At 73.2% G+C, this 14,291-nt stretch carries 8 protein-coding genes; 2 read left to right on the top strand and 6 right to left on the bottom strand.

Annotated elements, in window-relative coordinates; all coding sequences use genetic code 11:
- Positions 1 to 193: 193 nt before the first annotated feature.
- Together ACFXOZ_RS39675 and acnA are read right to left on the bottom strand one after the other, a co-directional pair.
- On the bottom strand, positions 194 to 1,504 hold the full coding sequence (locus ACFXOZ_RS39675) for a glycoside hydrolase family 18 protein (protein ID WP_380594876.1): 1,311 nt from the start codon (positions 1,502 to 1,504) through the stop codon (positions 194 to 196).
- Positions 1,505 to 1,669: 165 nt separating this feature from the next.
- Positions 1,670 to 4,330, bottom strand: coding sequence for an aconitate hydratase AcnA (gene acnA, locus ACFXOZ_RS39670; RefSeq protein WP_375893070.1), 2,661 nt, complete (start codon positions 4,328 to 4,330; stop codon positions 1,670 to 1,672).
- A gap of 346 nt (positions 4,331 to 4,676) precedes the next feature.
- On the opposite strand from acnA, the gene ACFXOZ_RS39665 reads away from it, so the two are divergent.
- Positions 4,677 to 5,210 carry a superoxide dismutase family protein gene (locus tag ACFXOZ_RS39665; protein WP_380594874.1) on the top strand — a complete coding sequence of 178 codons (534 nt, stop codon included), beginning with the start codon at positions 4,677 to 4,679 and terminating at the stop codon, positions 5,208 to 5,210.
- 10 nt (positions 5,211 to 5,220) lie between these two features.
- Here ACFXOZ_RS39665 and argF read toward each other — a convergent pair whose 3' ends face one another.
- The 3 genes from argF to ACFXOZ_RS39650 all read right to left on the bottom strand — a co-directional run bounded on the left by argF (position 5,221) and on the right by ACFXOZ_RS39650 (position 10,694).
- Positions 5,221 to 6,222, bottom strand: coding sequence for an ornithine carbamoyltransferase (argF, locus tag ACFXOZ_RS39660; RefSeq protein WP_380594872.1), 1,002 nt, complete (start codon positions 6,220 to 6,222; stop codon positions 5,221 to 5,223).
- 174 nt (positions 6,223 to 6,396) lie between these two features.
- Entirely contained in the window at positions 6,397 to 9,129 is a 2,733-nt protein-coding gene (locus tag ACFXOZ_RS39655) for a polynucleotide kinase-phosphatase (protein WP_380594870.1), read from the bottom strand.
- Positions 9,126 to 10,694 carry a 3' terminal RNA ribose 2'-O-methyltransferase Hen1 gene (locus ACFXOZ_RS39650; protein ID WP_380594868.1) on the bottom strand — a complete coding sequence of 523 codons (1,569 nt, stop codon included), beginning with the start codon at positions 10,692 to 10,694 and terminating at the stop codon, positions 9,126 to 9,128. Before ACFXOZ_RS39650 ends, ACFXOZ_RS39655 begins: the two co-directional genes overlap by 4 nt.
- Before the next feature lie 140 nt (positions 10,695 to 10,834).
- Between ACFXOZ_RS39650 and dapD the strand changes: the two genes are divergently transcribed.
- Positions 10,835 to 11,839, top strand: a complete 1,005-nt coding sequence (gene dapD, locus ACFXOZ_RS39645; RefSeq protein ID WP_375893061.1) for a 2,3,4,5-tetrahydropyridine-2,6-dicarboxylate N-succinyltransferase — start codon at positions 10,835 to 10,837, stop codon at positions 11,837 to 11,839.
- 110 nt (positions 11,840 to 11,949) lie between these two features.
- Here dapD and helR read toward each other — a convergent pair whose 3' ends face one another.
- Complete coding sequence (gene helR / locus ACFXOZ_RS39640) at positions 11,950 to 14,115, bottom strand: RNA polymerase recycling motor ATPase HelR (RefSeq protein WP_380594866.1); 2,166 nt, start codon at positions 14,113 to 14,115, stop codon at positions 11,950 to 11,952.
- Between the last annotated feature and the right edge of the window lie 176 nt (positions 14,116 to 14,291).

Here is a 14,291-nt window from a genome sequence, read left to right as displayed (position 1 = left end):
CGGGGTGGGGCGGTCGCGCGGGCACCCCCGGGCCCGCCCCCTGCCCCCCCCCGCCTCCGCCCCGCCCTCCCCCCACGGCGGCGGGCCCCCCCCCCCGCGTGCCGGCGGGCCCCTCCAACGTACCGGTCGGCGCCGGGACCGGCCCCGGCCGGGTCGGTCCCGGGCGGCGGTCCCGGAGGTCGGCCCCCGGGGGTCAGTCCCGGCGCAGGCCGCGGTCGAGGGCGGCGATCGCGCTGCCCTTGGCGTCGTCGCCGTCCAGGGACCAGACCATCACCCCGGCCAGGTCGTTCCAGCGCGCGTAGCGGGCCTTCTCGGTGAGCACCTCGGCGGTGTCGTAGCTGTAGAAGGTGGAGCCGTCGTACTTCCAGGACGCGCCGTGGTCGCGGTCCACGTACACCTTGCCGGGCAGCGCGTTGAGCTCGGCGTAGGAGTGGTCCGGGGCGGCGGCGGTGGCGCTCTGGTGGAGGCCGCCGCGCTCGCCGGGGGCGACGCCCGTCCAGCCGTGGCCGTACAGCGGGGCGCCGAGGACGAGCTGCCGGGAGGGCAGGCCGCGCTCCTGGTAGTGGGTGGCGGCGGCGTCCGCGCTGCGCTGCCGGACGTCCGGGTCGGCGGGGTCCGAGTAGAGGTTGGCCTGGTGGTCGGTCGGGCCCTTGCCCTCCCAGGGGCCGTGCAGGTCGTAGGCCATCAGGTTGAGCCAGTCCACCGACCGGCTCAGCTCGGGCAGTTCGAGCCGGTCCGCGACCGTCTCGTTGGCGGCGACCGCGGCGGTGAGCAGGTAGTGCTTGCCCTTCCGGCCGCTCAGCGCGTCGAGCTGGCGGCGGAACTCGGCCATCAGCAGGGTGTAGTTGCGGCCGTCCTCGGGGCGGACCACGTTGCCGGCGTCCCCGCCGCCGCCCGGGTACTCCCAGTCGATGTCGATGCCGTCGAAGACGCCGGCGGCCGCGCCCGCGCCGCCCTCCGGGGAGCCGGGCAGGACCGGCAGGTCGCCCTTGAGGTAGAGGTCGATGCAGGAGGAGACGAACTTCTTGCGGGCGGAGTCGGTGGCGGCCGCGTCCGAGAAGTACTTGGACCAGCTCCAGCCGCCCAGTGAGATGACGGTGCGCAGCTGCGGGTTCTTCGCCTTGAGCTTGCGCAGCTGGTTGAGGTGGCCCTTGAGCCGCTGGCCGGGGGCGTCGGCGACGCCGTCCACCGACTCGGCGGCGGAGAAGGCGCGTTGGTAGTCGTTGTGGGCGTCTCCCTGGCCGGAGTCGTTGCTCTCGAAGCAGGTGCCGTCCGCGGAGACGTTGCCGAAGGCGTAGTTGATCACGGTCAGCCTGGCGGCCTGGCCGGAGTCCTGGACGCGCTTGGCGGAGCTGTCGGCGCCCCACTGGGTCAAGTAGCCGACCCGCTGGCCCTTCAGGGCGGGCCCGTGGTGGCCGCTCTCCGCGGCGTTCGCGGCGGTGGGGGCGACGAGCAGGGCGGCGACGGTGGTGGCGGCGAGCAGCGCTGAGGCGCGAGTGGGCATACCGGACCCGTTCTCTGAGGCGGCGTCAAATGGTCTGGACCAGATGGCACAGAGGTTTAGTCCATGGACCGGGGAACGCACAAGAGGACGTCCGCTTCCGGCGCGGTATGCAAAAGGGGCCGGACCGCGGTGTGCGGTCCGGCCCCCTCAGTCACTCACCCGGGCTCAGCCGATGAGCGAGCGCAGCACGTACTGCAGGATGCCGCCGTTGCGGTAGTAGTCCGCCTCGCCGGGGGTGTCGATGCGGACGACCGCGTCGAACTCCTTGCCGGTCCCGTCCGCGCCGACCGCCTTGACCTTGACGGTCTTCGGGGTGCGGCCCTCGTTGAGCTCGGTCACGCCGGTGAAGGAGAAGGTCTCCTCGCCGGTCAGGCCGAGGGACTCGGCGTTCTCGCCCTCCGGGAACTGCAGCGGCAGGACGCCCATGCCGATCAGGTTCGAGCGGTGGATGCGCTCGTAGGACTCGGCGATGACGGCCTTGACGCCGAGCAGCGCGGTGCCCTTGGCGGCCCAGTCGCGGGACGAGCCGGAGCCGTACTCCTTGCCCGCCAGGACGACCAGCGGGACGCCGGCGGCCTGGTAGTTCTGCGAGGCGTCGTAGATGAACGACACCGGGGCGTCGGCCTGGGTGAAGTCGCGGGTGTAGCCGCCCTCGGTGCCCGGCGCGATCTGGTTGCGCAGACGGATGTTGGCGAAGGTGCCGCGGATCATGACCTCGTGGTTGCCACGGCGCGAGCCGTAGGAGTTGAAGTCACGCTTCTCGACGCCGTTGGCGGTCAGGTACTGCGCCGCCGGGGTGCCCGGCTTGATGTTGCCGGCCGGGGAGATGTGGTCGGTGGTGACCGAGTCGCCCAGCTTGGCCAGGACGCGGGCGCCGGCGATGTCGGTCACCGGGCTCGGGGTCTTGGCCATGCCCTCGAAGTACGGGGGCTTGCGGACGTAGGTGGACTCGGCGTCCCACTCGAAGGTGTTGCCGGTCGGGACCGGGAGCGACTGCCAGCGGTGGTCACCGGCGAAGACGTCCTGGTAGCCCTTGTCGAACATCGCCTCGTCGATGGAGCCGGCGACGGTGTCGGCGACCTCCTGCTCGGTCGGCCAGATGTCGGCGAGGAAGACGTCGTTGCCGTCGGCGTCCTGGCCCAGGGCGTCCTTGGTGATGTCGATGTTCATGTTGCCGGCGAGGGCGTAGGCGACCACCAGCGGCGGGGAGGCCAGGTAGTTCATCTTGACGTCGGGGTTGATCCGGCCCTCGAAGTTGCGGTTGCCCGAGAGCACCGAGACGACCGCGAGGTCGGACTCGTTGACGGCGGCCGAGACCTCCTCGGGCAGCGGGCCCGAGTTGCCGATGCAGGTGACGCAGCCGTAGCCGACCAGGTTGAAGCCCAGCTTCTCCATGTACGGGAGCAGGCCGGCCTTCTCGTAGTAGTCCATGACGACCTTGGAGCCGGGCGCCAGGGTGGTCTTGACCCAGGGCTTGACCGACAGGCCCTTCTCCACGGCCTTCTTCGCCAGCAGGGCGGCGCCCAGCATGACGGAGGGGTTGGAGGTGTTGGTGCAGGAGGTGATCGAGGCGATCACGACCGCGCCGTTGTCGATCTCGTAGGTCGAGCCGTCGGGGGCGGTGACGGCGGTCGGCTTCGAGGCCTCGGCGGAGTAGGTCGGCAGCGCCTCGGCGAACCGCTCGGCGGCCTCGGCCAGGATCACGCGGTCCTGCGGGCGCTTCGGGCCGGAGATCGACGGGACGACGGTGGAGACGTCCAGCTCCAGGTACTCCGAGTAGGCCGGCTCGTGCGCCGGGTTGTGCCAGAGACCCTGCTCCTTGGCGTACGCCTCGACCAGGGCGAGCTGCTGCTCGTCGCGGCCGGTGAGCTTGAGGTAGTTGATGGTCTCGGCGTCGATCGGGAAGATCGCGCAGGTCGAGCCGAACTCCGGCGACATGTTGCCGATGGTGGCGCGGTTGGCCAGCGGGATGGAGCCGATGCCGTCGCCGTAGAACTCGACGAACTTGCCGACCACACCGTGCTTGCGCAGCATCTCGGTGATGGTGAGCACCAGGTCGGTGGCGGTGGTGCCGGCCGGCAGCTCGCCGGTCAGCTTGAAGCCGACGACGCGCGGGATCAGCATGGAGACCGGCTGGCCGAGCATCGCGGCCTCGGCCTCGATGCCGCCGACGCCCCAGCCCAGCACGCCCAGGCCGTTGACCATGGTGGTGTGCGAGTCGGTGCCGACGCAGGTGTCCGGGTAGGCCTGGCCGCCGCGGACCATGACGGTGCGGGCCAGGTGCTCGATGTTCACCTGGTGGACGATGCCGGTGCCCGGCGGGACGACCTTGAACTCGTCGAAGGCGGTCTGGCCCCAGCGCAGGAACTGGTAGCGCTCCTTGTTGCGGCCGTACTCGATCTCGACGTTCTGGGTGAACGCGTCCTTGGTGCCGAACTTGTCGGCGATGACCGAGTGGTCGATGACCAGCTCGGCCGGGGCCAGCGGGTTGATCTTGGCCGGGTCGCCGCCCAGCTCCTTGACGGCCTCGCGCATGGTGGCCAGGTCGACCACGCAGGGGACGCCGGTGAAGTCCTGCATGATCACGCGCGCGGGCGTGAACTGGATCTCCTGGCTCGGCTGGGCGTTCTCATCCCAGGCGCCGAGCGCGCGGATGTGGTCGGCGGTGATGTTCGCGCCGTCCTCCGTGCGGAGCAGGTTCTCCAGCAGCACCTTGAGGCTGTAGGGCAGCCGCTCGGAACCCTCGACGGCGGAGAGCTTGAAGATCTCGTACGACTCGTCGCCCACCTGCAGCGAGCTGCGGGCGTCGAAGCTGTTCGCGGACACGACTGACTCCTTCTGGGTGCTTCGTGCGATATCCGGCCGCCACGCTGGTAAGGTCAGCCTTACTTAGGCTTACCTTGCCGCATCGCCGGCGAGCGCCTCTCGGCAAGTATCTTGATGTCGAGATATATCGTAAGGGGCAGTTATCTCGATGTCGAGATAAACCATAGTGCATGCCGCCGCGATCACCACCGCAGGCATGCCCCGGTGCGTTTCGACGCAGGTCAGCGGCCGGTCAGCGGCCCCACGACCGACCGGGCCCCCGCGCGGCCGAACCCCGCGGGTGTCCCCGGCGGCCCGGCCGCGTTAGCAGGGTGACCGTCGCCCTGCCCGTGGAAGGCCCCGACCGATGCCCGCTCCGCTCGCCGCCGCCCTGCTGCCGCTGGCCCTGCTCGCCCCCGCCGCCCCACCGGTCTCCGTCGTGGAGGCGGCCTTCGACCCGGCGACCGCCTTCGTCCCGCCGGCCGCGATCAGCTACGCCCAGGACCTGGTCCCGTACGGCTCGCACGCCCGGATCGTCACCGACCGCTCGGAGCCCGGGCGCACGGTGCTCACCCTGACGGCCACCGGCCTCGCCCCCGACCACACGTTCCCGGTGCACCTGCACACCGGCACCTGCGGGGCCGACCCGGCCGCCTCCGGGCCGCACTACCAGGACGCGGTCGACCCGGTGCAGCCGTCCACCGACCCGGCGTACGCCAACGAGCGCAACGAGCTGCGGCTGGTGCTGCGCACCGACGCCGGGGGCGCGGGCACCGCCACGACCGCGGTCGACTGGCAGCCGCGGCCCGGCGAGGCGCGCTCGCTGGTGCTGCACGCGGGCACCCCGGCCGGCCCGCACGCGGCGGGCGACCGGGTGGGCTGCGTCAAGCTGGAGCGGTAGCGCCCGCCCCTCACGACCCCAGGGTGGCGACCAGGACGGCCTTGATGGTGTGCAGGCGGTTCTCGGCCTGGTCGAACACGATGGAGTGCGCCGACTCGAACAGCTCGTCGGTGCACTCCAGCTCGGTCATCCCGGTCGCCTCGTACATCTGCCGCCCGACCACGGTGCCGAGGTCGTGGAAGGCGGGCAGGCAGTGCAGGAACTTCACGTTCGGGTTGCCGGTGGCCCGGACGGTGTCCATGGACACCTGGTACGGCCTGAGCAGCGCGATCCGCTCGGCCCACACCTCCTTGGGCTCGCCCATCGACACCCAGACGTCGGTGTAGAGGAAGTCGGCGCCGGCCACGCCCTCCGCCACGTCCTCGGTCAGCGTGATCCGGGCACCGGTGCGCCCGGCCAGCTCCTGCGCCGCCTTCTGCACGTCCTCGGCGGGCCACAGGGCGCGCGGGGCGACGATCCGGACGTCCATGCCCAGCAGGGCGCCGGTGACCAGCAGCGAGTTGCCCATGTTGGAGCGGGCGTCGCCGAGGTAGGCGAGGGCGACCTCGGTGAGCGGCTTCGCGGTGTGCTCGGTGACGGTCAGCACGTCGGCCAGCATCTGGGTGGGGTGCCACTCGTCGGTCAGACCGTTCCAGACCGGGACGCCGGCGTGCTCGGCCAGCTCCTCGACGATCTCCTGGCCGTGACCCCGGTACTCGATCCCGTCGAACATCCGGCCGAGCACCCGGGCGGTGTCCTTGACGGACTCCTTGTGGCCCATCTGCGAACCGGACGGGTCCAGGTAGGTGGTGGTGGCACCCTGGTCGTGCGCGGCCACCTCGAAGGCGCAGCGGGTGCGGGTGGAGGTCTTCTCGAAGATCAGCGCGATGTTCTTCCCCCGCAGCCGGGGCTGCTCGGTGCCCGCATACTTGGCGGCCTTGAGCGCGGCCGCGAGGTCCACCAGGAAGCGGAACTCATGGGGCGTGAAATCGAGCTCCTTGAGGAAGTGCCTGTTCCGGAGGTTGAAGGCCATGCCGGGCTCCTGGGGTGACGGGGCTTGGGGGAAAGTGGCAAGTGTATACGATGCTCGGAATTTCTATACAGACTGGCGGTGAAGGAGGGGAAGCCCCCGGTGGGACTTCCCCTCCCGTGCCCGGTCCCGCGGCCCTACCGGCGCGGTCCTACCGGCGGTTCCACCGGCGCGGTCCTACAGGCGCGGGTCGACCGGCTCGGACTCCAGGGCCAGCACCGCGAACACCGCCTCGTGCACCCGCCACAGCGGCTCCCCCGCCGCCAGCCGGTCCAGCGCCTCCAGGCCCAGCGCGTACTCACGCAGCGCCAGCGACCGCTTGTGGCCCAGCGAGCGCATCCGCAGCCGCTCCAGGTGCTCGGTGTAGTCCGGGCCGTAGACGATCCGCAGGTACTCCCGCCCGCGGACCTTCACACCCGGCTGCACCAGGCCGCCCGGACGGCCCTCGCCCCGCACCGTCCGCACCACCGAGGCCAGCGGCTTGACCACCATGCCCTCGCCGCCCGCCGCCGTCAGCTCCTCCCACCAGGCGGTGGCGGCCGCCACCGAGGCCTCGTCCCCGGTGTCCACCAGGACCCGGCCGGTGCGGTGCAGCACCGGCGCCACCCGGTCGCCGGCGGCCCCGTCGGCGGCCTCGCCGGCAGCCTGGTCAGCCGCCTCGGCGTCGGCCGCGACCAGGCGGTCGATCAGGGCCAGGTGCTCGTCGTGCGGGCGCACCGCCAGGTTCGCCCCCTCCGCGGCCAGCAGCTGGAACGGCGCCAGCCGGATGCCCGACAGGCCCTCGGTCGGCCAGCAGTAGCGCCGGTAGGCCTCGGTGAACGCCCGGGCGTCGGCGGCGCGGCGGCGCTGGCGGGCGGTCAGCCCGCCGAGCTCCAGCCCGCGCGCGGCCGCCTGCTCCAGCGCCGACAGCACCTCCGGCAGGGCGGCGCCGGCCGCCGCGCCGACCGCGGCGTACTGGCGGCGCAGCAGCTCCACCGCCTTCAACGACCACGGCATCAGCTCGGCGTCCAGCAGCAGCCAGTCACTGCCCAACTCCTCGAACAGGCCCGACCGTTCGGCCGCCGCCCGGACCCTGCCGAGCACCGCGCCGGTCAGCTCCTCGTCGTCGAGGAAGGCCCGCCCGGTCCTGGTCCAGATCGCCCCCGGACCGGCCACCCCGAAGCGCCGCTCCAGCGCGGCGGTGTCCCGGGCGACCAGCAGCACCGCGCGCGAGCCCATGTGCTTCTCCTCGCACACCAGGTGCCGGACCCCGTCCGCGCGGTAGGCGGCGAAGGCCTCCTCCGGGTGCTCCAGGTAGCCCTCCCGGCGGGAGGTCGGGCTCGGCGCCATGGTCGGCGGCAGGTAGGCGAGCAGCCGCGGGTCCAGCGCGAAGCGGCTCATCACCTCCAGCGCGGCCGCCGCGTTCTCCTCCCGCACCGCCACCCGGCCGTGCAGGGCGGTCTCCACCACCCGGCGCCCCGCCACGTCGGCGAGGTCCAGCGGACGGCCCTCCCGGGCGCCCGGCGCGTCGGTCCGCAGCGGACGCACCGGGGCGTACCACTCCCGCTCCGCGTCGACGCTCACCAGCTCGCGCTCCGGGTAGCGCAGCGCGGTCAGGCTGCCGCCGAAGACGCAGCCGGTGTCCAGGCAGATGGTGTTGTTGAGGAAGCTCGCGCTCGGCACCGGGGTGTGGCCGTAGACCACCAGCGCCCGGCCCCGGTACTCCTCCGCCCACGGGTAGCGCACCGGCAGGCCGTACTCGTCGGTCTCGCCGGTGGTCTCCCCGTACAGCGCGTGCGAGCGCACCCGGCCGGAGGCGCGGCCGTGGTAGCGCTCCGGCAGGCCGGCGTGGCAGACCACCAGGGCGCCGCCGTCCAGCAGGTAGTGGCTGACCAGGCCGCGCATGAAGGCCCGCACCTCGGCCCGGAACTCCTCGCTCTCCCCGGCCAGTTGGTCCAGCGACTCCTGGAGGCCGTGCGAGACGGTGACCTTCTTGCCGTCCATCGCCCGGCCCAGCTTGTTCTCGTGGTTGCCCGGCACGCAGATCGCGTGACCGGCCGCCACCATGCCCATCACCAGGCGCAGCACACCCGGGGTGTCCGGGCCGCGGTCGACCAGGTCGCCGACGAACACGGCCGTGCGGCCCCGCGGGTGGACGGCGTCCACCGGGCGGCCCCCGGCGTCCCGGGCCAGCGTGTAGCCGAGGCGGGTCAGCAGGGTCTCCAGCTCGGAACGGCAGCCGTGGATGTCGCCGACGACGTCGAACGGGCCGGTGAGGTGGCGCAGGTCGTTGTAGCGCTTCTCCGGCTCGATCACGGCGGCCGCCACCTCGGCCTCGCCGCGCAGCACGTGCACCTTGCGGAAACCCTCGCGCTCCAGGCCCTTGAGGGACCTGCGCAGCTCGCGGTGCTGGCGCGGGACGACGTGGGCGGGCAACTGGCGGTCCGGGCGGGCGCGGTTGCGCTCGGCACACACCCCCGGCGGGACGTCCAGCACGATCGCGATCGGCAGCACGTCGTGCGCCCGGGCGATCGCCACCAGCTGACGGCGGGCCTCCGGCTGCACGTTGGTCGCGTCCACCACGGTGAGGCGCCCGGCCGCCAGGCGCTTGCCGACGATGTAGTGCAGGAGGTCGAAGGCCTCGGCGGACGCCGACTGGTCGTTCTCGTCGTCGGACACCAGGCCGCGGCAGAAGTCGGAGGAGACCACCTGGGTGGGCAGGAAGTGGCGGCGGGCGAAGCTGGACTTGCCCGCGCCGCTGGTGCCGATCAGGACGACGAGGGAGACGTCGGTGACGGGCAGGCGGCGGGGGGCGGGGGGCTGGTCGGGGGTGGCAGTCTCGTCGGGGGTGGGGGTCTCGTCGGGGGTGTGGTCGAGGGCCTGGTCGGAGGCGGGGGCCTCGTCGGGGGTGGGGGTCGCGTCCTCGGTCATCGGGTCTCGCCTCCTCCGGGCGTGGCGGTGGTCGTGGCGGCATCGGTGGCGTCGGCGGCGGTGCGGAACAGGGCGAGCTGGGTCGGCGGGCCGACCTCCGGGTCCTCCGGGCCGACCGGGCGCAGCTCCACCGTGTAGCCGTACGCCGCCGCGACCTTCCCCGCCCAGGCGCCGAACTCGGCGCGCGACCACTCGAAGCGGTGGTCGGCGTGCCGGGCCCGGCCCGCCGGCAGGCTCTCCCACCGGACGTTGTACTCGACGTTGGGCGTGGTGACGACCACCGTCCTCGGGCGGGCCGCCCCGAACACCGCGTACTCCAGGGCCGGCAGCCGCGGCAGGTCCAGGTGCTCGATCACCTCGCACAGCACCGCCGCGTCGTACCCCTTCAACCGGGCATCGGTGTACGTCAGCGCACCCTGCGCCAGCGTCACCCGCGCCGCCAGCCGCTCGGGCAACCGCTCCAGGTGCAGCCGGCGCTTCGCCGCCTGCAACGCCCGCGCCGACACGTCCACCCCGAGGATCTCGGTGAACCGGGCGTCCTTCATCAACTCACCGATCAACTCGCCCTGGCCGCAGCCGAGATCGGCGACCCGGGCGGCGCCGCCGTCGCGCAGGGCGGCCAGGATCGCGGCGCGGCGCCGCTCGGCGAGGGACGGCGGCCGGGGCTCGTGCCGGTCCTCCTGCCCGTCCGGGGCGGGCCCGGCGGCCTCCCGCCCCTCCTCCTCGGGCCGGTCGTCGACCGCGTTGTCGATCTCCTCGACCTCGCGGTCGTCCGCCTCGGCCAGCCGGGCCAGCTCCAGCCGCTCCATCGCGGCCCGGGTCAGCGACCAGCGCCGGGACAGGTAGCGGCGGGCGATCAACGCGCGCTCCGGGTGCGCCGCCAGCCAGCCCTCACCGGCGGCGAGCAGCTTGTCCACCTCGTCCGGGGCGACCCAGTAGTGCTTCGCACCGTCCAGCACCGGCAGCAGCACGTACAGCTGCTGGAGCGCCTCGGCCAGCCGCACCGACTCCGAGGCGAGCACGACCCGCACGTAGCGGGACTCGCCCCACTCCGGGAAGGCCTCGTCCAGCGGGACCGCCGTCGCCTCCACCCGCCAGCCCAGCGGCTCGAACAGCCGGGCCACCATCGCCGGACCGCCACCCTCGCCCGCACCGTTCGCGGGCACCGCGGGCAGCTCGATCCGCAGCGGGCGGACCAGCGCCGGCAGCTCCGGACGGGCCGGGCAGTCGCCCTTCATCGCCGACCGGAACACCGTCCGCAACGCCACCGCGAGCAGCGAGGACGCCGCGTACGGGCGGTCGTTGACGTACTGGGAGAGCGCGAAGTCGGGCGAGCCGCCGCGCCCCCTGCCGTCGCCCCGGCCCTTGCGGACCAGCGCGATCGGGTCGATGTCCAGCAGCAGCGCCGCGGTGCAGGCCTCGTCGTCCGCCCGGGGGTAGAAGACGTGGGCCGCACCGTGCGACGTCGTGAACCGCTGGACCTTGCCGGGATGCTTGTGCAGCAGGAACCCGAGATCCGTCGCCGGGCTCTCGGCGCTGCCGGTAGTGGAAATCGACATGAACACCCGGCCGAGTATTGCCCAGCGGGAGACGTCCGGGCACCGGGTTTTCCCACCCCGCGCGGCGCTGGCCTGCGGGTCCGCCCGCCTGTCCGGACGATGGGCGTGTTCGGCAGCCGGGCCCCCCATTGGTTAACGTGCACGGTGTGACTGCTGAATCCACCTCGCCCGAATCCACCACCCCGGCGACCGGCGCCGTGGCCACCGGTCTGGCCACCATCGCCGCCGACGGCACCGTCCTCGACACCTGGTACCCCGCCCCCGCCCTGGCCGCCGAGCCCGGCCCGGCCGGCACCGTGCGCCTGACCTCCGAGCAGGCCGAGGCCGAGCTCGGCGCCGGCGCCGCCGAAGCGCTGCGCGCCGACGCCCGCCGCGGCGTCGAGGTGGTCGCCGTGCGCACCACCATCGCCTCGCTCGACGAGAAGCCGCTCGACACCCACGACGTGTACCTGCGCCTGCACCTGCTCAGCCACCGGCTGGTCCGGCCGCACGGCCAGAACCTGGACGGCATCTTCGGCCTGCTCGCCAACGTCGCCTGGACCAGCATCGGCCCCGTCCCGGTCGACCGGGTCGAGCAGGCCCGCCTCGCCGTCCGCGCCCAGGGCGGCCAGCTGGCCGTCTACGGGATCGACAAGTTCCCGCGGATGACCGACTACGTCGCCCCCGGCGGTGTGCGCATCGCCCACGCCGACCGCGTCCGGCTCGGCGCCCACCTCGCCGCCGGCACCACCGTGATGCACGAGGGCTTCGTCAACTTCAACGCCGGCACCCTCGGCACCTCGATGGTCGAGGGCCGGATCAGCGCGGGCGTCGTCGTCGGCGACCACAGCGACATCGGCGGCGGCGCCTCGATCATGGGCACCCTGTCCGGCGGCGGCAAGCAGGTCGTCTCCGTCGGCGAGCGCTGCCTGCTCGGCGCCAACGCGGGCATCGGCATCTCGCTCGGCAGCGACTGCGTCGTCGAGGCCGGCCTGTACGTCACCGCCGGCACCCGGGTCACCACCCCGGACGGCACGGTGGCCAAGGCCGTCGAGCTGTCCGGCCAGGACAACCTGCTGTTCCGCCGCAACTCGCAGACCGGCGCGGTCGAGGTCATCGCCCGCTCCGGCTCCTGGGGCGGCCTGAACGCGGACCTGCACGCCCACAACTGACCTGTGGGGCAAGGCCGTCGAGGGGCCCGGCGCGGATGCGCCGGGCCCCTTCGGCCGGTACGGCCCCGGAGGCTACGGGCGACCCCGCAGGCTAGGGGCGGCCCCGGAGGCTAGGGGCGGCTCCGGAGGACGACGAGCTCACGGGTCGCCCTGGTCATCGCGACGTAACGGTCGACCGCACCCTCGACACCGTCACCGAACGCCTCCGGGTCGACCAGGACCACCAGGTCGAACTCCAGCCCCTTGGCCAACTCCGGGGTGAGCGAACGGACCCGCGCCCGCTCCCGGAACCCCGGATCGCCGATGACGCAGGCGACGCCCTCGTCGTGCTCGGCGAGCCAGGAATCCACCACGGCCGACAGCTCCGCCACCGCACCGTGCCGCACCGGAAGGCCGCTGCTGCGCACCGAGGTCGGCACGTTGGCGTCCGGCAGCGCCGCCCGGACGACCGGCTCGGCCTCCGCCATCACCTCGGCCGGCGTGCGGTAGTTGATGCTCAGCGAGGCCATCGTGGTGCGGTCGAAGCCGACCCGGTCGAGCCTCTCCTGCCACGACTCGGCGAAGCCGTGCCTGGCCTGGGCCCGGTCCCCGACGATGGTGAAGCTCCGGGACGGGCAGCGCTGCAGCAGCATCTGCCACTGGGCGTCGGTCAGCTCCTGGGCCTCGTCCACCACGATGTGGGCGAACGGGCCCGCGAGCGGCTCCGCGGCGGCGGCGGGCAGCGCGTCCTCGTCGACCAGGGTGTCCTGGAGGTCCCGGCCGCGCAGCATCGTCACCACGCCCTCACCGTCGTCGTCGGCCTGGATCAAGTCGCCGATCACGTCCGCCATCCGCTCGCGCTCGGCGGCCGCCGAGGCACGCCGACGCTGCCGGCGCAAGGTCTCCTCGCGGTCCCCGAGCCGCTGGCGGGCCGCGTCCAGGAGCGGCAGGTCGGAGACCGTCCATGCCTGCGGGGCGTGCTTGCGCTGGAGCGCACGGACCTCCTCCGGGGTGAGGTGCGGCGCGCACATCCGCAGGTAGGCGGGCACCGACCAGAGGTCGCCGACCAGCTCCGCCGCCTCCAGCAGCGGCCACGCCCGGTTGAGCGTGCCGACCAGTTCCCGGTCCTGCCGCAGCGCGCGGCGGAACTGCTCGGGCGAGACCTCCTCCTCGTCGTCCTGCTCCAGCCTGTCCAGCAGGATCGCCACCAGTTCGTCCCAGATCTGCTCGCGCGCCTCGTTGTGCGGGGTGCCCGGATCCGGGGCGTCGAAGGCCTCGGCCCAGTCCGCGGCGCTCAACCGCAGGTCCGCCCAGGGAGTGCCGACCAGCAGCTCCTCGACCGGCGGCTCCTCGTAGATCCGGACGGCCTTGTCGATCGCCCGCACCAGCTCCACCGAGGACTTGAGCCGCGCCACCTCCCGGTCCGCCTCCTCCGGCGCATCCGCGCCCTCGGGCACCAGGTCCCGCAGGGTGCAGGTGCGCACACCCTCCTCGCCGAGGCTGGGCAGGACGTCGGCGACGTAGTTCAGGTAGGGCTGGTGCGGGCCGACGAACAGCACTCCGCCGCGGCGGTGGCCGAGGCGGGGGTCGGCGTACAGCAGGTAGGCGGAGCGGTGCAGGGCCACCACGGTCTTGCCGGTGCCCGGGCCGCCGTCGACCACCAGGGCGCCGCGCGAGCCGGCCCGGATGATCGCGTCCTGGTCGGCCTGGATGGTGGCCAGCACATCCCGCATCCGGGCCGAGCGGTTGCCGCCCAGGCTGGCGATGAAGGCGGACTGGTCGTCCAGCGCGGCGTGCCCGGCGAGGCCCTCCGCAGTGAACACCTCGTCCCAGTAGTCGGAGATCCGGCCGCGGGTCCAGCGGTAGCGACGGCGGCTCGCCAGGCCCATCGGGTCCGCGTGGGTCGCCGCGAAGAACGGCTCGGCGGCGGGCGAGCGCCAGTCGACCAGCAGCCGCCGGCCCTCGCTGTCGGTCAGCCCGAGCCGGCCGATGTACAGCGGCTCGGCACCCTCCTCGGCGACGATGCGCCCCAGGCACAGGTCCAGACCGTAGCGGCGCAGGGCGCGCAGCCGGCCGCTCAGCCGGTACACCTCGATGTCGCGGTCCATCGCCGCCTGCCCGGCACCCCCCGGAGCGCGCCGCACGACGTCGAGCTGGTCGGAGAGTTCGGCGATCACCTGCTCCAGGCTCTCCGCGATCGCCGCGAAGTGCCGCTCGTCGGCCGCGACGAGCGCCGGGTCGGCCTTGGCGGACAACCGCTCGGGGAGGTCGAAAGCGCTGGTGGTCGGGGGGTTCATGGCATCAGCTCCGATCTGAGGCCTGCGATTGTGCGCCATCCAGGGGGCCTTGCCGCAAGACCCCCCTTGCGCTATATGTTGAGAGTGGCAAGGGGTGGGTTCTCCCCCTTCCGCTCTCTTCTCCGGGCGCTCGCGGCGGCCCTCTGCTGCTCTTCGGGCGCCCGGCGCGGGGGCCG

Source organism: Kitasatospora sp. NPDC059160 (genome assembly GCF_042755465.1).
Taxonomy (GTDB): Bacteria; Actinomycetota; Actinomycetes; order Streptomycetales; family Streptomycetaceae; genus Kitasatospora.
This window is presented reverse-complemented; position numbering and strand designations above follow the sequence as displayed.

Excerpts from the sequence above, each read along its gene's own strand:
- ACFXOZ_RS39675 (WP_380594876.1), bottom strand. The coding sequence starts at position 1,504 with ATGCCCACTCGCGCCTCAGCGCTGCTCGCCGCCACCACCGTCGCCGCC.
- ACFXOZ_RS39665 (WP_380594874.1), top strand. The coding sequence starts at position 4,677 with ATGCCCGCTCCGCTCGCCGCCGCCCTGCTGCCGCTGGCCCTGCTCGCC.
- argF (WP_380594872.1), bottom strand. The coding sequence starts at position 6,222 with ATGGCCTTCAACCTCCGGAACAGGCACTTCCTCAAGGAGCTCGATTTC.
- ACFXOZ_RS39655 (WP_380594870.1), bottom strand. The coding sequence starts at position 9,129 with ATGACCGAGGACGCGACCCCCACCCCCGACGAGGCCCCCGCCTCCGAC.
- helR (WP_380594866.1), bottom strand. The coding sequence starts at position 14,115 with ATGAACCCCCCGACCACCAGCGCTTTCGACCTCCCCGAGCGGTTGTCC.